This window comes from Metabacillus niabensis (genome assembly GCF_020524345.1).
GTDB lineage: Bacteria > Bacillota > Bacilli > Bacillales > Bacillaceae > Metabacillus > Metabacillus niabensis_B.
This window is the reverse complement of the sequence record NZ_JAIVLH010000031.1, coordinates 26481-46798: the sequence shown is the minus strand read 5'-3', so window position 1 is coordinate 46798 and position 20318 is coordinate 26481. Positions and strand designations below refer to the sequence as shown.

Sequence of the window (20318 nt, the reverse complement as noted above, 5' to 3'; positions counted from 1 at the left end):
CTGTATAATAAAGAGGCTCGAAGAGACCGCTTATTGTAAAATTTAAAGGGAATTGGTCAAAAATCCCAAAAGGGGTTCGGAATGTAAAACATTCCGAACCCCTTTTGTCGACAGTCTGAGAGTGTCTTATCTTCAGATGAAGTAAGACACTCTTTTTCGTACTTTAAGTAAATTTAACTATATAAATGGATTAAAGTATAAGAAATCATCAACTTCTGGGGATTCTTGGCAGTAAGTCGTGTTTTTCTGCTATTAATCATTCCATTTATATGTATAAAACACTTCTTTCTCAAACCAATGCATGACCTCAGGGTCTTTATTTAGGAATTTCTCTTCCATCGCCTTTAACATTCCCTCTGTTTGGGAACGATGTGCTTTTAATGCATTCAGTTTAATATCTGCTACATCTGTTACATTTATCTCAACATCAGGATGACCAATACTCTCAAATCTGTTCTTCGTAATCGCCATACAATATGTAACAGGTCGTTCTTCAATCGGCTTTCTCTTTAAAGCTCGGATAACGCCTTCGCCACATGCGTCATGGTCAGGATGGACCCCATGACCCGGATAGAAAGTTACAATAAGGGTTGGTTGAACGTCATCAATTATCTTTTCAAATAGATCAGCTAATTGTTCTTCATCTTCAAATTCGAGGGTTTTATCTCGTAACCCCAACATTCGTAAGTCTTTAATATCCATCGCTTGACAAGCATTAATTAGTTCTTCTTTACGAATTTGAGGCAGCAGCTCTCGGTTCGCAAAAAGAGGGTTTCCCATATTTCTGCCCATTTCACCTAACGTACCGCATGCGTATGTAACGGGTACTCCTGCTTTACGATTTAAAGCTATCAATCCGGCAACTCCAAAGGCTTCATCATCAGGATGTGGCAATATTACTAATACATGTTCCTTCATCTATACTCACCTCTATATCATGATTAAAACGTCCATTTGAACATATCATTAATTGTGAAATGGTTTCTCACTTATTTGTAAGGCTATAGCTAATTGCCCTTCTGAGTTGTGGCCTGCAGTTAATAGTTGACCTTCTTCATTAAATGTCCAATCCGTTAGACCTTCTGCGTATATCCAACCATCTTCTAATTTCAGACCAATTCGATATGGACCATTTCCTGTAATTTTAGCTTGATGATAGGTAACCTTTGTATTTCGAATAAAGGCCACAACTGTCATGTTTTTTTCATCTTTATGTGCAGAATAAGAGCCTGTTGTTGTTTCTAAGTGTATAAACACTTGTTTATTTAAAAAATGATTTAGATATTCTTGAACATCTTGTTTGGTAATACTTTTCATAGTGAACCTCCTCTATTTGTTTCATTTTCAAGTTCTTCTAAAATAGATAGATGATACTCAATTAGTTTTATTTTTAGTTGATCTTCAATTGAAGAGGCAACTATTCTTTTCACCGATAAGGTAAACTTTTGATGTGGTGTTTTACGGAGTCTAGGATGAGTCATTTCATCCTTCAGTTCCTTTTCAACAGCATTTCTTAATGTATGTTCAGGATTTTCATCAATTGGCAATGACCGGTTTAACCATAGTGATTTATAAGCTTCTAATATTTCTATGCTCTTCAAAATCTACACTCCTACATCTCAACAGAATTTGGTTTCTTGATTTTTATTGCAACCTTTTTAAAATGACGTGAATTGGAAAGAGTAAAGAGCAATAAGGCAGTCCATATACATGAAAAAGTAATCAATTCGGTTATAGTAAATGGTTCCTTATAAAGAACAACTCCTATTATTAACGTAATTGTTGGTGCTATATACTGAAGTACACCAACCATAAATAATGGTATACGTTGAGCCCCACTTGCAAAGAGAAGTAATGGTACAGCTGTTGCAACACCTGCTCCAATCAGGAGTAAATTTGTCGCTATGTCAAATTGAAGAAACATCATTTCTCCTTTTAAAGCCAACATCAATAAATAGATAATCGCAATAGGTGTAACGACCAATGTTTCAAATGCTAGCCCAATTCCAGAGCTTAACTTTGTCATCTTTTTTGCCAGCCCATATAATCCGAAGCTAAGAGCAAGGGTCAAAGCAATGAATGGGATTTGTCCATAGTTTATCGTCATATATAAAACACCAATTCCTGCGATGATAAAAGATAACTTCTGCCAGAGATTCAATTTTTCTTTAAAAAATATCATTCCTAATAAAACACTTATAAGTGGATTTATGTAATATCCTAAACTTGTTTCTATCAAGTGCTCATGATTTACAGACCATATATACATAAACCAGTTTATACTAATTAAAACAGAAGATAAAATAAGCAATAAAACTAAACTCGGTTGTTTCACCATTTTCTTACATACATCAATAACATTCGGCCATTCCTTAAAAAAAGTTAATAGGGCAAGCATAAACAAGAAAGACCAAAAAATTCTATGCGCCAAAATTTCTTCAGAAGTTACATCATGGATTAACTTCCAATAAAGTGGCAGTACCCCCCATAACATATAAGAAAAAGCAGTATAAAACAGACCCTTTTTATATGCATTTACTTCATTATTCATTATCAAACCTCACAATTCTGTCAACTCAAAGCAGTAGTTATTAATATATTCCAAATTCCATTATAAACATCTTAGATCAAGTCCGACAACAGATATGCACTCTAACCTATTTTACTTAATAGCATATCATATGTATTAAAATGAACCGAATTAGGAAGTGATTATATGTTTCCATGGGATAAACAATTTCCCTTTGGTCAATCTGGTTTTTCCAAGCATTTAAATAAAATGAACCCGAAAGAAGTGGAGAACTATATCCAACAAGTTATGAAGAATGTATTCGGTGGTGACTTAACTCAAGGTGGTTATCCCTTCCAAACTGATTTTTCACCAAAAGAATCATCCACTATTCAAAAACCGGAGATTTTCGAAACCAGTGATTATGTTTATGTGAACGTCCCTTTAAATAATGTGTCCAAGGAAAATGTCAAATTGCAGCATACCACACATCAATTATTTATCATAAATTACCCTAAGGATTCAGAACAAACCAAATTCATGCTCCCCTCACCTGTTAAGAGGAAAGGGACAAAAGCAAGGTTTTTAGAGGATAGGATCGAAATCCAGTTTATTAAGCTAAGTGAGTTTAGTTTATCTGAGATTGATATAACTTAACCTTTTTTTATAAATCGCCCTAAGTTCTAAACACCTTCATTTTAAAGTGGTTATCTATAACAATTGTTTCACATAATAAAAAACTACCTGCAGACAATTGCAGGTAGTTTTTTATATTAATAATAAGGATAACCGCCATATGGTGGATAACCGTACCCATAACCATAACCATAATAAGGGTATGGCGGATATGGATAAAATGGTCTTGGTCGTAAGATAGCACTACCTACCAAACCACCAAGAAGTCCTCCAACGAATGGTGCACCTATAAAAAATCTGCCTCCCGGGTAAGGGCTTCGGAAATCATTTCTCATCATATATGGACCCATCTTCTTTACCTCCTCCTAGATAAATACCTACACTAATAAGTATTCATATCGGAAGGGTTTTGAGTGGGCTTTCACCTATATCATTAGGTAAATGCCATAACTTTTCTCTTTTCTTGCTACTCTTCATAGATCATTTTTTTAGTCATACCACCATCCACGATTAAATTAATACCTGTAACAAAATCATTATCTTCACTTGTAAGATATTTACAAGCTTTGACAATGTCTGATGGTTTCCCCACTCGTTTAGAAAAGTGCTGTATGTGATCAACTTTTCTTAATGAGTTGTAATCTCCAGTTTCAATCCAGCCTGGAGAAATCGCATTCACTTGTATTTGATCGTCACTTAATGAAGCTGCAAGCGCATGTGTCAGTGCAACAATGCCACCTTTTGTCGCAGCATATGCCTCTGAATTTTCTTCTGACATTAATGCTCTGGTGGAGGCAATATTCACTATTTTTCCCCCATTGGCATTTGCCTTCATTACCTTAGCAGCTTCTCTTGAAGCAAACATAACACTTCTTAAATTTGTATTCAGGACCATGTCCCAATCATCAACTGTTATTTCATATGGAGACTTCCACTTAGACAATCCTGCATTGTTAATTAGTATGTCTACGGTGTTATAACGATCAACCGTTGATTTTATTAATTGTTCAATATCACTTACGTTTGATACATCTGTTTTAACAAACATGACATTTAATTCCTTTTCTATACATGTTTGTTCCAAGTTTCTGCCTGTTTTCTCATTAATATCCGCTATAACAACATTGTCCTTCTCCTCAGCATATTGAAGGACTAATTCTTTCCCAATACCATTTGCTCCACCAGTAATAATAACGGTTCTATTCATTCTCTGCTCCTCTTTTTCCTCCAACCGAGCAAAAAGTATCTGCCCAAATTCCTACCTCTTTTACAACACCTTTCAAACTTCTCCCTTTATTAGTTAACTGATAAATGACTTTAACCGGTGTTTCATCAATAACAATTCTTTCCACTAATCCTTCATTTTCCAGTTCTTTAAGTCGTTCAGATAACATCTTTTGACTAATACTAGGAATAATATCTGTCAGGTCTTTAAACCTTTTAGGTCCATCGAGTAAAACATGAATAATAATACCAATCCAACGTTTACCTAAAAGTCTAAAAGCCGTTTCTAATTTAGGACAAAGATTTATTTTCACACAGATCTCCCCTTATTCCATTTCTCTTGACTCTGTATTTCACTTCTATTATGATAGGTAGATGTGATAAGACTTACTAAAAGTTAGTATATTACTTTTAGTATAAAATATACACGTACCAAATTCAACTCAGGAGGATTTCTCATGAATACAACCTATGCAGAAGATGTGATGACAGTATTAAATAGTCGTTCTTCTATCCGCCATTATGATAAAGATGTGAAAATATCAAAAGAAGAGTTAAGTGAACTCTTAACATTTGCAACAAAGGCACCATCTGCTTGGAATTTACAACATTGGCATTTTACAATATTCCATAGTGATGAAGCTAAACAAAAATTATTACCTATTGCTTATAATCAAAGTCAAATTGTTGAATCATCTGCTGTAGTTGCCATTTTAGGTGACTTAGAAGCCAATGAAAACACTGACCAGGTATATGATCCTCTTGTACTTGCAGGACATTTAAAATCAGAGATAAAAGAAAACTTAGCAGGTCAGATTAGTCGTGCTTATACAGACAAAGGTTTTGCACGAGATGCTGCATTTACAAATGCTTCATTGGCTGCAATGCAACTGATGATTATTGCAAAGGCCAAAGGCTATGACACATGTGCAATTGGCGGGTTTAATAAAGATCAATTTATGCAGGAATTTTCGATTTCTGAAAGATATGTTCCAATTATGTTAATTTCGATTGGAAAAGCTATGAAGCCTGCACACCAAAGTAATCGATTAGATTTAGATCAAGTTTCTACATGGTTATAGATCGTACGAAAAAACAGCTTATGCGAAAAGCATAAGCTGTTTTTTTACATGTTTTCTTTTAATACCGATATAGCTTTTTCCAATTGTGTATCATTTTCTTGAATTTTTTTCTGAATTAATTCCATCAACTTAATCGTTGTATCTTTTGTAATGACACCATTAACAGTAAGTTTATTATCTTCTTGGAATTGTTTTACAACCTTTTCTGTCGCTTCATCAAAATATCCCTTAGTACTAACTTCTTTATAACCAAGTGCCTTAAGCATTTGTTGAGCAGCATTTACTTCGGCATTAGAATCACCTGATTTTAATTCGTTTTCAGGGTTAATATACGGTAAATTTGCATAGTCAGGCAGCTCTGCCTTTACTGTAGGCTCAATTCCCTTGTCATGTATCCAAGTACCATCAGGTGTTAACCATTTAGCAGTTGTATATTTGACAGATGAATTATCATCAAATCCATTTGCAGTTTGGACAGTCCCTTTCCCAAAGGTTTTTTCCCCAACAAGTGGTATTCCCGCCGACTCATTTAATGCTGCAGCCATAATTTCACCTGCACTTGCTGTTCCGCCATCAATTAAAACCGTAATAGGCAGGTCAACATCCTTATCATTTTCAGCTTTGTAAATTTCCTTGGCACCAGTTCTGTCTTCCACTTGCATAATATCTTTTCCTTTCGGAACAAATAAATCAGACATAAGGAGAGCTTGGTCCATTAATCCACCGGGATTTTGTCTTAAGTCCAATATTAACCCCTTAACTTTTTTATTTTGAAGCTCCTCCAAGGCGCTTGCAAGTTCTTTTCCAGTTGTCTCAGAAAACTTTGTAATTTGTATTTTACCAATATTTCCATCCAGCACTTCTGAATAAACTGTTTCTAAAGGTATTGTATCTCTTTTTATTGTAAAAGTAAGTTCTCCAACTCCAGCACGTTTGATAAGGAGATTAACCTTTGTTCCTTTTTCTCCTCGAATATTCATAACTGCTTCATTAACAGACAAACCATCAACAGATTTATTATCTACTTTAAGAATGATATCTTTTGGTTTTATCCCTGCTTCTTCAGCAGGAGATCCTTTAATAGGAGAGACAACCATAATATTTCCGTTGCTTTCTTGTACTTCAGCACCAATACCTTCAAAAGATGAAGAAATATTTTCACTAAAGCTTTTAGCTTCCTCAACATCCATATAAACGGAGTATGGATCTTCCAAAGATTCCACCATACCTTTAATAGCACCTTCAACAAGCTGATCTGTGTCAACTTTTTCATAATAATTTGTCTGTAGAATTTCATATGTTTTTCTTAATTTCCCAAATGGATCGTCTTCTTGTGCACTTATCATACTTCCATTAGGCTTAACAACATTGTATGTTATACCTGCTGTAATTGTTGCTGTTACAATTACTGAAATTAGTAATTTGCTATTTTTCACGACTACATTGCACCACCTTTATGTATGTTCCTATTATGTCTAAGCCAAATGAAAACGTCAATTAATTTGTGTGGCAAAAAAAATGATTCCCCTTTTGGCAACATTCTACTTCCACAAATCATATAGTAAGGGATACTTCAAACTGAAATTTAATAAAAGAAAATGATCTTCGACAAAAACTACGATACTTTTTTATTAATTTAATGTAAAGTTTATTACACGAATGTAAATGTAGGGAGGTTTTCATATGCAAATAGCAGATTACATTGGAAGAACTGAATTTGATATGATTCACTTTTCATTATCATTAATCAATGAAATTGATTACAAAATAAAACAAAAAGTTTTCTTTTATCAAAATCAAATTTCTACATTTATAAATGATCAAGTGGAACGCTTTGTTCACACATTACATGTTAAGGGTTCACTTCAATACATTTATAAGGCGGAAATTCATAACATGATTACTCCTAAGCTCAAAATGCTTTTTGAAAAACATCGCTTATTCCATTGTGTCTAATCACGCTCTATTCTGATCCTTCATAAAATAGAGGATCAGAATGGGGGGAATAATTTGAATTACTTACAAATGCTATCTTCACTCGGCGTTGGTGGAGCACATCCTGGTGGCATATCATTAACAAAAGAAATCTTTGAACAAGAAAAATTCCCAATCAATCATACTGTCCTTGATGTTGGATGTGGAACAGGGCAAAGTTGTTATTACCTGCATCAATTAGGCTACAATGTAATTGGCCTAGATTATGATCGCCTTATGATTCAACAAGCAAAAAAACGGAATAAAGAATGTCAGAGTGAAATTATATATATACAAGAAGATTTAACTTCAACATCTCTACCAGATCAGTCATCCGATATCATCTTATCTGAGTCAGTTCTAAATTTTACAAATCTTGATCTAACATTACCAGAACTAAAAAGGATTCTAAAACCAAACGGTGTAATTATTGCTATTGAGATGATACGGACGGCGCCATTATTAGAGTCAGAGTATAGCGAGATCACTTCTTTTTACGGAATACCTGATATTTTATCTATTGAAGATTGGATTAGCGTCTTCAATAAATTTGGTCTATCAATTTTCAAAATCCAATCAGAGGGTGATTTTTCCTCCATGAGGACAGAAGAACCTACTACAGAATTTAACATCACAGACTTGACTCCTCCATTAGCATTTAGCATGTTAACAATGCATGAGGAATTATCGATACGATATAGAGACAAATTATCCTTTCGAGTTTTTTATGCAAGACAATCCGTCTAAATCAACTTTTTATAGTTATTAGTACAATCCCCCCTTGGCCGTGAACATACAATATGGAGACGAAAGGCTAAGGAGGGAAAATCATGTCACAGCATTACTATGACCTTTGCTGTCGCTATAATGGAAAATTAGTAAGAATCACAGATCGTTCTGGCCGCACCCATGTTGGTAGGATTTGTCGGGTTACACCTAATAAAGTTTTTATTGAACCTCGGATCCAAAGAGGAGGGTTCGGTTATGGCCCTTATGGATATGGATATGGATGGGGCTGGGGACCGGCATATGGTATTGGCTTAGGTTTTATCACAGGAATTGTTTTAGGTGGATTGCTTTTTTGGTAAAGTAAATATAAAGATGAAAATAAGGGGAACATGAAACCTTCCCCTTATTTTAGCTTCAATTATTTATCTATTAATAGTTTTACACCTTTATAAATCTCCACAATATCCTCAATCTTCATTCTAACTAACCCACTGGAAGAAGGAGCAACAAAATCTATTACACCTTCAATTACACTTTTATGCTGTTTACCCCATCCTGCTTTTTTAGATTGACTATATTGAAGATAAACACCTTTACCAACAAAAAAAGCAACTTTTGGTTGGTAAAAAGCTATTTTTTGCTTCAGGATTTCCCTACCATCATGATATTCTTTTTGTGTAATTTCAGCTGCTGCACGCGTCGGTCTTGATACAATATTAGTAAACCCAAATCCTTTTTTGAGTAACTCGCCATCTTCGTTAGGAAGATAAATTCGTTCTGTGAGATCAGCTAAGAAAAGTATTTTCCAAAAACGGTTATGTTTATTTGCATAGTTATGTCCAACTTCCCCGGAAACCAAACTAGGATTAAACCCTATAAACAAGATGTCTAGATTTTTTTGTAGTTTGTCCAAATGAGCATTCATACTATATCACCGTTATATCTTTTTCACTTTTAGAAAGAACTCTTCTAATGTTAAATCCTTTTCATACATAATAGCTGCTTTTTCTTTTCCAACATAACGCAAATGCCATGGTTCATATTGATAGCCTGTAAGAGATTCCTTATTTTTTGGATAACGAATAATAAAACCTGCACGATGAGCATTCTCTTGAACCCATTTTCCTTCTTTCGTTTCACCAAATTCTTCTGTAATCTCCAAATTTACACTTCGACTTGAAATATCCATTGCTAATCCGGTTTGATGCTCACTTTGTCCAGGAAGAGCAACAGCTTGTAATGCATATTCTTCACCCTTATCTTGCTTTTCTACATTAAAAATCCCTTCTTGACGTGAATATGATCTATATCCGGATACAGCTAATAATTCAATTCCATCTTTTTCGGCTAATTCAAAAAGCTCTTCTAACGCATTAGCTGCTACTTTTCTAATATATTTTTGTGGAACATCCGCATCACCGAAAGAAAACTCAACATCAGGGACAACCAAATCATTAGGTTCAAATTCAGGAGAAAGAGCAAAATCTTTATTTACCATAACGAGTAAATTTGTCGGATTTTCAATAATGTTGTCGCCATTTACTTGTTTTACCTGATTAAAAAATTCTGATTCTAATAAAAAATCTTCATCTATTTCTTCTTTTGGTTCTTTTACTTCTTCATTATTCTCAATTTGTTCGGTTTGGGTATAGTTTTGCCCTTGCTGACCACTAAGAAAAGGCATCGATTTAGAAAAATCTGTACAACCCGAAAGAGCGATTGGGAAAAGTAAAATAACGCTCCATTTATTGTAAAACATAGTACCACCCTATTCTTGTTCAATAACAAAGCTATTTTAACACTAAATACAAGCTAAAGAAATGATAATTAAGTAACTACCTACATCTTTACCTTTCTACCTAGACATTAAAACGTAAATTCAATGTTTTCTTTTCGACAAAAAAACCGGGTGGTCAACAATGTCAAAAGAAAAAAGTATGCAAATGGCATACTTTTAGAAATATTTTCAGATAATTATGCTTTTTTAATTGCCGCTTCTAGCGCTACTATAATCATATCATTAAACGTAGTTTGGCGTTCTTCTGAAGTTGTTTCTTCTCCAGTTAAAATGTGGTCACTTACAGTTAATACAGATAATGCTTTACGATTGAACTTGGAAGCCAATGTATAAAGTGCAGCTGATTCCATTTCAATTGCTAAAATACCATATTGTGCCCATTTTTCATGTTCAGCATTGTCATTGTAGAACATATCTGCTGTAAAGACATTTCCAACTTTTAAATTTAGACCTTTCTCGAGCCCGGCATCATAAGCTTTCTTCAATAAATCGAAGTTTGCAGTTGGGGCATAGTCTACGCCGCCAAATGTAAGTCTATTCATTTGAGAATCGGTCGATGCACTCATTGCTAAAATGACATCCCGGACTTTTACATCTTTTTGAATAGCTCCACAAGTACCAACACGTATTAATTGTTGTACTCCGTAACTATTCATAAGTTCATTTATGTATATAGAAATTGATGGCACACCCATTCCAGTACCTTGAACAGAAATTCTTTCACCTTTATATGTTCCTGTAAAACCGAGCATTCCGCGAACTTCATTATAACAGGACACATCTTCCAAGAATGTTTCGGCAATATACTTTGCACGTAATGGATCCCCTGGTAATAATACTGTTTCAGCTATTTCATTATCTTTTGCACCAATATGTACGCTCATTTTTTAACCTCCTAGAGAGAATAATAAACCAATTTCTCATTTACTATATCATATCTTGATAAGACAATTAAATTTTTTCAATATTACCATTTTCTATCTGTCTTGAAAAAATGCTATACATTTATTGTCAGCTATAGCTTTATAACATTGGGAAAAGATATAAGCGTAATCTCTTTAGGAGGGAAACGATATGAAGAAAAAATTAGAACAAGCGATCCAATATGCAAATGAAACTAACCCTGGTTCTAGAAATGGAACACAACCACATGAATCTAAAAAACCGAGAAAACAAAAAACACATGCAACGAATAAAACAAATGAAATATAAGGAGATATTATGATGGGGAAAAAACATCGAAATCGAAATACACCAAAGAAAAACAACCATATTTCACCTGCTGTCTTAGAAGCTGAAGAAACAGCTCATGCAAAGGAACATACATCAGGCAAAAGAAAGAATGGTCCTGGGAACAACCTTTAATTATGACTGTTAAGTAATGTTAAGTAAAATAAAGAAAAGGTAATCGATGATCACAATAATATAAAATTTCCTGTGATATCGATTGCCTATTCGTTATTTGCTTATCTAACATGAATACGATTAATTTTATTCCACCCTTGCGGATTTAGCTTATAATAAAATTGCCCCTTCTTTCCTTCATCAATAAGAACAATATCGCCTGTGCTTAAATATCTCGCATGGTAATCATTCGGCATTCGGTCTGTAACATTGAAAGTTTGAAAAACCTTATGTAATGCATCTTTGTGATTATTCCCTTCCATCACAAAACGATAAACATCTTGATACCCTTTTTTCTCCCCAAACTTCGGTGTTTGAAAAATGGTCACATCATATGAAGTGATTCTTTTTTTTAATAGTAAGGTATACACGGTTTCTCTCTCCTTCGCTTAAGTAGTATTATTATAATAATTAGCCACTTACTCGAAAGATTCCTTTAGATAAAAACCGCTTTTTTTGTCGAAATCATTAGAATAACATCATTTAATGAACCTCAAAGCTTTTACTATTAAGACTTTGTAACAAACAAAGTAGTTCTAATCGTTCTAAATAACATAAACCAAACAAACCCCGCACTCCATCCAGCTAGTACATCTGTTAAATAATGTACTCCTAGATAAATTCTACTAACACCTATTAACATGACGAGACAAATAGTCATCGTTATAGCTAGCAATTTTTGATTTTCCCGTTTGATAAAATGAGAAAGAATTAAATAACATAAGAACCCATAAATTGCTGCAGAATTCATAGAATGTCCGCTAGGGAAACTATAATGTGTTGCTTGGTAAACGGCATCATATGTAGGGCGTTCACGTAAAAATAATTCCTTAAGCAAGTAGTTCATTTGTCTAACCGTAAAGAATAGAATAAATAATAAAACAGCATCTATCCAATTCCGTTTGTATAATAAAAAGATGGCAACACCAATACAAATAGGCAATGCATACTTAATCGATCCTATATCCGATATGAATAAAAATAGATCTGTTGCAAGCGGTAACCTGACCTGCTCAAAAAACAAGGTTACGTTCACGTCGAATGTAGAAAAAAACTCTACAGAATAAACCATTGCACAGAAACAAAATAAAAGTAAAGCAACTACTACCATTATCATCATTCAATTCTTCCCTCCTATCCCATCCATAGGCATTATTTACGATCATGCCATAAAATGAAAGGAAAGGAAAGCTATATCATACCTTACCTGTTATTTCGTTGACTTCAAAAAAAAGGTCAAATCTTCTAACAAAAAGATTTAGACCTTATTTTTAAAGAACTATATTTCTTAATTAAGAAAACTTGACTCTATTTATAGGTATTTATTTATACTTTCTTGTGCTTTGCTTGTTCTTTATGCCCAGGAGCCGGTTTTGACTTGTAGGCATATTCACTTCCCATTTCAGTATCTTTTTTGTTAGCCATTACCGCCTTTTGTTCAGGACTATTGTGGTGCTTCTTCGCCATCTACTTACACCTCATTCCAGTCTTTTTCTTCTAGGTTCTGATCTTATTGCCCATCTGCTCCATTTTGCGTTACACGTCGAATGTGCTGATCTTCAAAGTTATTTTCTCTAGCCACTTTTGCCTTATCATCCACAAGTTTTTTTTGATCTACTTCTGAAGAAGGTGAATTCTTTTTTTTCGACATATAAGACCCTCCATTAAGAATTTTTAAAGCAGTTATTAGTTTAACTAAAAAAAAGATTTGCATTCCAACACTGAAGGATTTTTCAGCAATTAAAAAAGCAGACCTTATTATTTAAAGGTCTGCTAAAAAATTATTCACTTAAATCTACATTGTGATAAACCTGTCTAACATCTTCTAAATCTTCAAGTGCATCAATCATTTTTTCAAATTGGACTTTTGCTTCTTCAGGTAATGTAATATCGTTTTGTGCAAGCATCGTTAACTCAGCTACTGTAAATTCTGTTATTCCCACTGTTTTAAATGCTTCTTGTACAGAATGAAATTGATCTGGTTCAGCATATACGATAACAGACTCATCTTCTTCAAGAATATCTCGAACATCGATATCCTCTTCCATTAATATTTCAAGCACTTCATCAGAGGATTTACCTTCAATCCCAATAACAGCTGTTGCATCAAACATATAAGCTACAGAACCGCTCACACCCATATTCCCGCCATTCTTACCGAATGCCGCTCGAACATCAGAAGCTGTACGGTTCACATTATTCGTTAGAGCATCTACAATGACCATCGAACCATTTGGTCCAAAGCCTTCATAACGTAGTTCATCATAGTTTTCTTCTGCCCCGCCCTTTGCTTTTTCAATTGCACGATCAATGATTGCCTTTGGGACATTATATGTTTTTGCTCGCTCAAGAACTACTTTTAATGCTTGATTTGCTTCTGGATCTGGCTCTCCTTGTCTTGCTACTACATAAATTTCACGGCCGAATTTTGCATAAATACGACTCGTATTAGCATCCTTTGAAGCTTTCTTTTCTTTAATATTATTCCATTTACGACCCATAATGAACACTCACTTTCAAAGATTAAATCTATCAATTCTGTAAGACTCAAACGTTTGGATTAGCAAACACTTGTCAATTTTACTCACTTATTCTATTATACCTAAATTACCTTTTTTGTTAAGTACGACAATTCACTGCAATTTTATTCAGATATCACCAAATCTTTCTCGTAGACAAGCCACTCCGAATTGGATATTTGATTAGAATAAAGAATAATTTTTCCCTTTACTCTTTCATGTTCTATTCCAGTTAGCAATGTCGGTTGATAATCGTTGTGTGTAGATACAGATGATATTGAAAATGGAATCACATTAATCTCTTTTTTTTCATTTAACTTCCCATTTTCGATATAAAATTTTTGCTGAAAAACAAATGTATCCTTATCAGACGGGTTTTTATTTCCACCGAACATAAAATTCCCCAAACTATATACGATAAACTTTCCTTTATACTCTTCGATTCCCTGAACAACATGCGGATGATGGCCAAGTATTAGGTCTGCACCTGAATCAATACTGAATTTAGCTAATGAGATTTGGGTATCATTTGGTACATACTGCTTTTCATCACCCCAATGAAAGTGAATCAATATAATTTGTGCCCCTTGCTCTTTCAATTCATGAATGCTTTCCTTAATTTGACTGCGTATCTCTTGAGTATCCTGCCACCCTTCAAAGCCTAAAGCGCCTATTTTCACACCTTTCACTTCTGTTATGTAAGAGTCTTCATACCCAAAGTATCCAATCTTTTTATTTTCTAGTGCACTCTTCGTATCATCATAGCCCTGCTGTAAGTAATCGAATATATGATTGTTGGCTAAATTTACGGCTTCAATTCCACCCATTTTTAAAATTTCAGCATATTCTGGATCACCTTTAAAGCGAAAGGTCTTATTTGCCTTTTCAGATGAATTTGTTAATGTTGTTTCAAGGTTCACTGTTGTAAAATCATCATTTAAAAATAAGGAATCCAACCCTTCTAAAAAATAGGACAAACCTTTTTGAGTAGCTACATCAACAAATGAACCCTGATAATCATACGTTTCATCTCTTCCTAATGTGAAGTCACCAGCTGCACTTATTGTTATGGTTGTTGTCGGTTGATTTATTCGTTCTTTTATTGGTTCTATTTCCTGATCGATTACGTTTGATTCTTTGGTTACATTTATTGTCACTGGTTCTCCCTGTTTATCAGAATTTATGTAATTGTATACTATAAATAAAATGATGCAAAAACAAATGATTGTGAGCATTCTTCTGTATACTTTTTTTAATCTTCTACGTTTTTTCCTTTCTTTCGACTTTGTTCTTGACAGTATTGTATGGCTCTTCTTGCTCTCCTTCATCCCTAAACCCCTTCTCACTCTATAATGAAAACTTACGTAAATAAAAATATCTTAATATAAATACAACGAAAGTATCTAGTCTTTTGTTGCAAAAAAACAATCCTATTTACCTATTTTTAAGGCATATTAAAAAGCAATTAAAGGGCATGAAGATTTTGTGCACTTTAATTGCTTTGCTGGTGCTTTATTAACTATGTTTATTTAAAATATCTAGTAAAATTCCCTTTATATTGCTTATTTCATTTTCATGAAGAGTAAATCTCACCAATGACTCATCCAAATCTAAAGCTTCAGAAAAGAGACCGCTAATCCCTCTAGCTTTTCTGTCAACTTCAATAAAAATCTCTATATTTGATTCATCAAGCAGAGAAAACATGATTTCTACTTCATCTAAACTTTTTCTAAATTGACCTGCTGTTGGAATAAATTCAAATTCCTGTACAAACGGTAATCTTTTCCGTACCTTATATGAAGCAGCTTCATTCTTAACATTTCTAAGTGAAAATCCAAGTTCATTTAGTGCACTAATTGTTTTTTCCATCAAAGGGTGTGGTTCAATTTTGATGGTATCCCGATCTGTCGGATCTATAGAACCCCTAATATCAACTCCTGTTTGCAACCAAACCTTTGAGGATCCAACTGTTAATGGAGTATCCAGAGGCAGCTCAAATGTGAAAGGAATTGTTTTTGTTTCACCTGGCATCATAACAAACGGCTCATTCAGCTTTACCTTCGCAATAACTGCTTGTTTGTGAATGACTTTATCATCTTCTTCTTTTTCATAATTTGTGTTAATTGTTAGATAAATTTCATCAATTGATTGTTCGATGTTTCCTCCTTTTACTTCAATAATTCCTTCGACTTTCTCCCCGACTTTAATAATAGAATCTGATAGTTTTGCATCGACCTTAGCAGATCCAATCCCAACACTAGCTAATATTTTATTAAAAAAAGACATTGTTTTCCTCCCTAATAAATGCAATTTCCCACATCTTTTAAGACCTGATTCACTTCTTCGTATGCAGTATCCAATTGCAGCATTTTTCGTAAAATCTCTTTACAATGACTTGAAATGGTCAATTCCTCTTCCCATGTTTTCTTTTTAGATGTTTCAGGTTCAAATGAAGAATATAGTAAGAATAATAGAAAATGACCTAAAGCATAAAAGTCACTTTTATAACTAATCTCCCGAAACATTTTTTTGTCTATTCGATTTAACTTCTCTTCGTTTGCAATCTGGTCAGTTATTTTCCTAGCTAATCCAAAATCAATGATATAATGGGTGTTTCCATGTTTTAATATATTGGGGATTCGAAGATCTCGATGTACATATCCTTTTTCATGGATAATCTTCACAAGTCTAAGAACATGATAAAGTTCTGCTAACGCTTCTTTTTCAGTATACTTTACACCATCATCAAAAATTAGTTGCTCATATGTTTTACCCTTCTTATACTCCATGACAATAAATTTCTTTTGACTTACATCCTCAAACTTTTCAAAAAGTTGAGGAAAAGCAGGATGTTGAAAATTACTTAATATGAAAGCTTCTCGGTCAAATGCCCTACTTCCGGCACGATCGAGCCTCTTGTATTTTCTTAACTGTTTTAGTACTTTTTGATTTTTCTGTTCATCTTCAACTAGATACGTAAAACCATAACTTCCTTTACCCAGAATTTCGGTTATCACATATTTATTATCTACAATTGATAAGGGAGTAAGGGGTTTTTCTACAAGCTCGATCCATTTATTCAGCAGAACGTTCATTAGCTGCTATAGGAACTAAAAAAACTGCTTGATCCGTGTCTTTTCTTGTAATAATGATGACCATATTTTGATGGATGACGGTGTTTATAACTTGAACGTTTAAAGTCGCTTGAACTATACTTCCGATAAGAATGAGAATGTTTATTTGCTATGAATGACTTTAGGATCTTTTTTAACATGTTGAATCCCTCACTTTGCGTTCAAATTGATCATTTATTCTCCTTTATATACGACACGGAAAAACAAAAGTTTCACATTTTTTATTAAACTCCCATACAAATGTAGAGAATTAGGTTATATCTCATTAAAGGGATGACAAATATGAAAAAACAAAACCATGAACCGATTACTACAATCGAACAAGATTTAAAAGATATACTCAAAGATAAAACTCCGTTAATCGTAACACAAATAGAAAAAGATATTATTTCTACTATTAAATACAAAACAGAGTTAGCCAACAAAAATAATATAACCAGAACAAATGCTTATCTTTCTTTTTATTTGGAATATCCAGAGATTCATTGGGCTTTTTTGGCTCATATGGTCTCACGAAATGGCGGATATAATATGACTGACTTAAAAAGTTCTATACTTTCTTCCATTCTCTCTCCTACCCAGCAAGTCAGCCTATTCCATTTCCTTGAACGTGCTAATTCACTAATTTTTCATGATGCTTATCCCCAACTACTCCTATATAAAAAAAGCATAGAAGATAATATTTCGTATTTTCATCTATTACCTTTGTTTTCTGTCTCAACATTTATGATGCCGATATGGAGTTTTTTTTTCCGGAACAAATTATCTTCAACATTTCTGACATTTGCATTAATTACAAATGAACAACAATATGTTGAAAAACATCTCATGACTTTATACCATACAAAACAATCGATCTTTCAAACTTTTATGTATATGATACAAGAAGTTATGGGTTTTACCCATGTTGTATTTCCCTATAAAAAATTCACTTTTTTACGAAAATATTCCTTATCAGGAATTGAAGTACACAACTTTCAATCTGTACAAACCAGAATTAATATTGGGAAAAAACTTTATCATATTCTGTTTTCAAAACAAGCATACTCCTCTATTTTGGATTTTGCCACTAAACAAATTCATACAGGCTCTCGTTCTGATTACTGGCCACATGAATATACGTCGAACCAAAATCAATCTAAAATATTCAGTCCTTCTCTTATTCCTGCCTGGGAAAACGTCAAACATCGTTTTCCGACTTACCACGATTGGTATACAAATTACTCAAAGGTTAAGTCCTGGAGAGATGAAGTAAAAGCTGATTTTCAGGATATTACGAAAGATGTTAAACGGAATTTAACTCTAATGAAGTCAATAGATAAAGTACAGAATATGATTAACTAATGAACGAAACCATTTCTACATTCATAAACAAAAAAGAAGATGTCTCTATAGAAGGTTCAATTCCCTAATATATAGCCGGTAAAAATCAATTACATGCTATATAGAGAAAATGTTATATAAAGTCAGAACCTTATGAGACATCCTCTTTTTACTATTTTGCATTATTCATTGTCTTCAAACTCTAAATCTTCATCAATTATACATTTGTTCAGAAGGTAATCAAATGTGATATCTGCCAGCTCTCCAAGTTCCTCTTCACCCGGAACATACCCTCTTTTTGTGAGCTCATTGTAAAAGAACTCAGCAATCTCCTCTGTATCAATAATTACTTCTATTTCCTTCACAATATCGCCCCCCTTCTATTTTTTATGTCCATGCACAGGAACATATGCAATTTAAATGAATATTTTTTTGAATGCTATAAAAAGAAAATGGAATAAACATATATTCTTTTCATATAAATAGTTTTAGATGGACAAGCATATAAAGAAATGGGGAATATAGGATGATAAATGAGGTTACTAGCACAAAAATCAATGGTACGTTAGAAAAAGTTGAGAAACATAACATTCTGGATTTTATTGATGGAGATGGCTTTGATCAATTATTAAGCTTTATTCTTAAAGGCTTATTTTATGGGGTTATTTTTTTCTGTATTCCTTATTTCATTTTTATTATGTTTTCACTGTAAGAATTAATGTATTGAATCAATATCCTTGTATCTCGATAAGCTTTTTAATACAAGATTCATCATGTCTAAATATTCCTGATCATGAAAAAGATTATACAGTGTTTTATAATCATTGTAGATATCAAGCATTTCATCAATCAACTGCTTTTTATCATCTGATTTTCTATTATCACTTGATGGTTCCAGGCCAATATATTGATGAATCAAAGAAGCATAGTAACGGCTTTCATCAGATATTGTGTTGTGCAAATGAACTTGCTGAATAAATTCTTCAGCCTCTTGGTTACTTATCATTAGGCTCATTTCATCTTCTGTCGCCTCTAACCATTCTCCATCTGACATTCTAGTTAACTCATAAGTAATTTCTTCCCATCCATCTTCTGCGTATCTCCAAACTTCTGTTCTCACTCCCACAATTCTAAACAATGAAGTTCCATATCCTTTTACCAATACGATATCACCAATTTGGTAGAGAACTTCTATACTTATCTTTTCTGTTTCGACAATAGTCCCATCATATTCTGAAAATAACTGAAGTGCATTTTCATAAAACAATACATCCCCATGATTCACTTCATAGGCAAAATGCTGGTCTACTAAATGAAGCTTTGTTATCGTACCAACCGTTCCATACATAATAATCACGACAATATCTCCTATTTTAAATTTTGGTTTATTTTGATGATTATTTTTCATTTCTCCATCTCTCCTTTTGTCGTGATTGTAAGGATAAGATAGTATATGCTGTATTTTTCATTTCGTCATGGGCTCCTGAAAATCATTGTAGATCTATATATCGATATACACATATAAAAATAAGCTTTTTACTAATATCAATATAATTTTTTATCAATTAGAAAGGCACAGGATGATTTATATATAATCATCCTGTGCCTTTCTTTTAAATATTTTTTAATATTTCATGTTGATACCTTTCCCATGCATCATCAAATACGGTCATACTTGCTAAATATGCTCCATTCATTTCTAAATAGGAGCTTATTTCGTCATAATTATCTGTGTTTTTAGGAAAGCTATGATCATTATAAGCATCATTAGCAAACTTAGAAATTTCATCCTGTGGCTTAGGATGACGATATTTCATTAAGTAATGATAAAAAGATTTCAAACGTCATTCCCCCTGCTGACAATATTGTATAATTATAGCTTGTTCAAGAACAGAATAAAACCATTCCTTTTTGAAAAACATAGGTTTTTTCATATAAAAAGAATACCTCATGTATTCCAAATAAATTGGAACAGCTAGAGATATT

The 20318-nt window shown here is 33.4% G+C and carries 31 protein-coding genes; 9 read left to right on the top strand and 22 right to left on the bottom strand.

Features of this window, described 5'->3' with window-relative positions; all coding sequences use genetic code 11:
* Nucleotides 1-252: 252 nt before the first annotated feature.
* From bshB2 to rarD, 4 genes are read right to left on the bottom strand one after another with little or no spacing between them, the layout of a single operon-like run.
* Entirely contained in the window at nucleotides 253-918 is a 666-nt protein-coding gene (gene bshB2 / locus LC095_RS24375) for a bacillithiol biosynthesis deacetylase BshB2 (protein ID WP_226530563.1), read from the bottom strand.
* Between the two features lie 48 nt (nucleotides 919-966).
* Nucleotides 967-1317 carry a YojF family protein gene (locus tag LC095_RS24370; RefSeq protein ID WP_216774083.1) on the bottom strand — a complete coding sequence of 117 codons (351 nt, stop codon included), beginning with the start codon at nucleotides 1315-1317 and terminating at the stop codon, nucleotides 967-969.
* On the bottom strand, nucleotides 1314-1601 hold the full coding sequence (locus tag LC095_RS24365; RefSeq protein ID WP_226530562.1) for a hypothetical protein: 288 nt from the start codon (nucleotides 1599-1601) through the stop codon (nucleotides 1314-1316). The genes LC095_RS24370 and LC095_RS24365 overlap by 4 nt, the downstream gene beginning before the upstream one ends.
* A gap of 11 nt (nucleotides 1602-1612) precedes the next feature.
* A complete protein-coding gene (gene rarD / locus LC095_RS24360; protein WP_226530561.1) occupies nucleotides 1613-2551 on the bottom strand; it encodes an EamA family transporter RarD in 939 nt (312 codons plus the stop codon).
* Nucleotides 2552-2716: 165 nt separating this feature from the next.
* On the opposite strand from rarD, the gene LC095_RS24355 reads away from it, so the two are divergent.
* Nucleotides 2717-3166 (top strand): Hsp20/alpha crystallin family protein, encoded by a 450-nt coding sequence (locus LC095_RS24355; RefSeq protein ID WP_226530560.1) that lies wholly within the window; start codon nucleotides 2717-2719, stop codon nucleotides 3164-3166.
* A 116-nt stretch (nucleotides 3167-3282) separates the two neighbouring features.
* Here LC095_RS24355 and LC095_RS24350 read toward each other — a convergent pair whose 3' ends face one another.
* The 3 genes from LC095_RS24350 to LC095_RS24340 all read right to left on the bottom strand — a co-directional run bounded on the left by LC095_RS24350 (nucleotide 3283) and on the right by LC095_RS24340 (nucleotide 4683).
* Nucleotides 3283-3495: a hypothetical protein gene (locus LC095_RS24350; RefSeq protein ID WP_413467543.1), complete on the bottom strand. Its 213-nt coding sequence runs from the start codon at nucleotides 3493-3495 to the stop codon at nucleotides 3283-3285.
* Nucleotides 3496-3611: 116 nt separating this feature from the next.
* Nucleotides 3612-4352, bottom strand: a complete 741-nt coding sequence (locus LC095_RS24345) for an SDR family oxidoreductase (protein WP_226530559.1) — start codon at nucleotides 4350-4352, stop codon at nucleotides 3612-3614.
* Entirely contained in the window at nucleotides 4345-4683 is a 339-nt protein-coding gene (locus tag LC095_RS24340) for a winged helix-turn-helix transcriptional regulator (RefSeq protein ID WP_226530558.1), read from the bottom strand. The genes LC095_RS24345 and LC095_RS24340 overlap by 8 nt, the downstream gene beginning before the upstream one ends.
* Before the next feature lie 144 nt (nucleotides 4684-4827).
* On the opposite strand from LC095_RS24340, the gene LC095_RS24335 reads away from it, so the two are divergent.
* Nucleotides 4828-5451, top strand: a complete 624-nt coding sequence (locus LC095_RS24335; protein ID WP_226530557.1) for a nitroreductase family protein — start codon at nucleotides 4828-4830, stop codon at nucleotides 5449-5451.
* Between the two features lie 44 nt (nucleotides 5452-5495).
* On the opposite strand, the gene LC095_RS24330 is transcribed toward LC095_RS24335, so the two are convergent.
* Nucleotides 5496-6887 (bottom strand): S41 family peptidase, encoded by a 1392-nt coding sequence (locus tag LC095_RS24330; protein WP_413467541.1) that lies wholly within the window; start codon nucleotides 6885-6887, stop codon nucleotides 5496-5498.
* A 247-nt stretch (nucleotides 6888-7134) separates the two neighbouring features.
* On the opposite strand from LC095_RS24330, the gene LC095_RS24325 reads away from it, so the two are divergent.
* The 3 genes from LC095_RS24325 to LC095_RS24315 all read left to right on the top strand — a co-directional run bounded on the left by LC095_RS24325 (nucleotide 7135) and on the right by LC095_RS24315 (nucleotide 8513).
* On the top strand, nucleotides 7135-7407 hold the full coding sequence (locus tag LC095_RS24325) for a hypothetical protein (protein ID WP_226530556.1): 273 nt from the start codon (nucleotides 7135-7137) through the stop codon (nucleotides 7405-7407).
* 54 nt (nucleotides 7408-7461) lie between these two features.
* The gene (locus tag LC095_RS24320; RefSeq protein ID WP_226530555.1) at nucleotides 7462-8172 is read left to right on the top strand and encodes a class I SAM-dependent methyltransferase; all 711 of its coding nucleotides are present in this window, start codon (nucleotides 7462-7464) and stop codon (nucleotides 8170-8172) included.
* A gap of 83 nt (nucleotides 8173-8255) precedes the next feature.
* Nucleotides 8256-8513, top strand: coding sequence for a hypothetical protein (locus LC095_RS24315; RefSeq protein WP_226530554.1), 258 nt, complete (start codon nucleotides 8256-8258; stop codon nucleotides 8511-8513).
* Nucleotides 8514-8572: 59 nt separating this feature from the next.
* Here LC095_RS24315 and LC095_RS24310 read toward each other — a convergent pair whose 3' ends face one another.
* From LC095_RS24310 to deoD, 3 genes are all read right to left on the bottom strand, one after another.
* The gene (locus LC095_RS24310; protein ID WP_226530553.1) at nucleotides 8573-9079 is read right to left on the bottom strand and encodes a mismatch-specific DNA-glycosylase; all 507 of its coding nucleotides are present in this window, start codon (nucleotides 9077-9079) and stop codon (nucleotides 8573-8575) included.
* Between the two features lie 12 nt (nucleotides 9080-9091).
* Nucleotides 9092-9913, bottom strand: coding sequence for a D-alanyl-D-alanine carboxypeptidase family protein (locus LC095_RS24305; protein WP_226530552.1), 822 nt, complete (start codon nucleotides 9911-9913; stop codon nucleotides 9092-9094).
* A 215-nt stretch (nucleotides 9914-10128) separates the two neighbouring features.
* Nucleotides 10129-10836 (bottom strand): purine-nucleoside phosphorylase, encoded by a 708-nt coding sequence (gene deoD, locus LC095_RS24300; protein WP_226530551.1) that lies wholly within the window; start codon nucleotides 10834-10836, stop codon nucleotides 10129-10131.
* Nucleotides 10837-11026: 190 nt separating this feature from the next.
* Between deoD and LC095_RS24295 the strand changes: the two genes are divergently transcribed.
* Complete coding sequence (locus LC095_RS24295) at nucleotides 11027-11164, top strand: hypothetical protein (RefSeq protein WP_169908218.1); 138 nt, start codon at nucleotides 11027-11029, stop codon at nucleotides 11162-11164.
* A 12-nt stretch (nucleotides 11165-11176) separates the two neighbouring features.
* On the top strand, nucleotides 11177-11317 hold the full coding sequence (locus LC095_RS24290) for a hypothetical protein (RefSeq protein ID WP_198025732.1): 141 nt from the start codon (nucleotides 11177-11179) through the stop codon (nucleotides 11315-11317).
* Nucleotides 11318-11418: 101 nt separating this feature from the next.
* Here the strand turns inward: LC095_RS24290 and LC095_RS24285 are convergent, their stop codons facing one another.
* From LC095_RS24285 to LC095_RS24250, 8 genes are all read right to left on the bottom strand, one after another.
* Nucleotides 11419-11727, bottom strand: coding sequence for a YodL domain-containing protein (locus LC095_RS24285; RefSeq protein ID WP_226530550.1), 309 nt, complete (start codon nucleotides 11725-11727; stop codon nucleotides 11419-11421).
* Nucleotides 11728-11864: 137 nt separating this feature from the next.
* On the bottom strand, nucleotides 11865-12476 hold the full coding sequence (locus LC095_RS24280) for a phosphatase PAP2 family protein (protein WP_226530549.1): 612 nt from the start codon (nucleotides 12474-12476) through the stop codon (nucleotides 11865-11867).
* Between the two features lie 206 nt (nucleotides 12477-12682).
* Complete coding sequence (locus tag LC095_RS24275) at nucleotides 12683-12823, bottom strand: hypothetical protein (RefSeq protein ID WP_169908212.1); 141 nt, start codon at nucleotides 12821-12823, stop codon at nucleotides 12683-12685.
* A gap of 43 nt (nucleotides 12824-12866) precedes the next feature.
* Entirely contained in the window at nucleotides 12867-13007 is a 141-nt protein-coding gene (locus LC095_RS24270; RefSeq protein ID WP_226530548.1) for a hypothetical protein, read from the bottom strand.
* A gap of 130 nt (nucleotides 13008-13137) precedes the next feature.
* Nucleotides 13138-13857 (bottom strand): YebC/PmpR family DNA-binding transcriptional regulator, encoded by a 720-nt coding sequence (locus tag LC095_RS24265; RefSeq protein ID WP_216774097.1) that lies wholly within the window; start codon nucleotides 13855-13857, stop codon nucleotides 13138-13140.
* Between the two features lie 143 nt (nucleotides 13858-14000).
* Nucleotides 14001-15203: a CapA family protein gene (locus tag LC095_RS24260; RefSeq protein WP_264196190.1), complete on the bottom strand. Its 1203-nt coding sequence runs from the start codon at nucleotides 15201-15203 to the stop codon at nucleotides 14001-14003.
* 187 nt (nucleotides 15204-15390) lie between these two features.
* Nucleotides 15391-16161, bottom strand: a complete 771-nt coding sequence (locus LC095_RS24255; protein ID WP_226530546.1) for a sporulation protein — start codon at nucleotides 16159-16161, stop codon at nucleotides 15391-15393.
* Between the two features lie 11 nt (nucleotides 16162-16172).
* Nucleotides 16173-16970: a serine/threonine protein kinase gene (locus LC095_RS24250; RefSeq protein WP_226530545.1), complete on the bottom strand. Its 798-nt coding sequence runs from the start codon at nucleotides 16968-16970 to the stop codon at nucleotides 16173-16175.
* A 321-nt stretch (nucleotides 16971-17291) separates the two neighbouring features.
* Between LC095_RS24250 and LC095_RS24240 the strand changes: the two genes are divergently transcribed.
* Nucleotides 17292-18353: a DUF2515 family protein gene (locus tag LC095_RS24240; RefSeq protein WP_226530543.1), complete on the top strand. Its 1062-nt coding sequence runs from the start codon at nucleotides 17292-17294 to the stop codon at nucleotides 18351-18353.
* Nucleotides 18354-18514: 161 nt separating this feature from the next.
* Here the strand turns inward: LC095_RS24240 and LC095_RS24235 are convergent, their stop codons facing one another.
* Complete coding sequence (locus LC095_RS24235) at nucleotides 18515-18697, bottom strand: YozD family protein (protein ID WP_226530542.1); 183 nt, start codon at nucleotides 18695-18697, stop codon at nucleotides 18515-18517.
* Between the two features lie 161 nt (nucleotides 18698-18858).
* On the opposite strand from LC095_RS24235, the gene LC095_RS24230 reads away from it, so the two are divergent.
* Nucleotides 18859-19044 carry a hypothetical protein gene (locus LC095_RS24230; RefSeq protein WP_226530541.1) on the top strand — a complete coding sequence of 62 codons (186 nt, stop codon included), beginning with the start codon at nucleotides 18859-18861 and terminating at the stop codon, nucleotides 19042-19044.
* A gap of 3 nt (nucleotides 19045-19047) precedes the next feature.
* Here LC095_RS24230 and LC095_RS24225 read toward each other — a convergent pair whose 3' ends face one another.
* On the bottom strand, nucleotides 19048-19740 hold the full coding sequence (locus tag LC095_RS24225) for a hypothetical protein (protein WP_226530540.1): 693 nt from the start codon (nucleotides 19738-19740) through the stop codon (nucleotides 19048-19050).
* 205 nt (nucleotides 19741-19945) lie between these two features.
* Nucleotides 19946-20173 carry a YozE family protein gene (locus LC095_RS24220; protein WP_226530539.1) on the bottom strand — a complete coding sequence of 76 codons (228 nt, stop codon included), beginning with the start codon at nucleotides 20171-20173 and terminating at the stop codon, nucleotides 19946-19948.
* Between the last annotated feature and the right edge of the window lie 145 nt (nucleotides 20174-20318).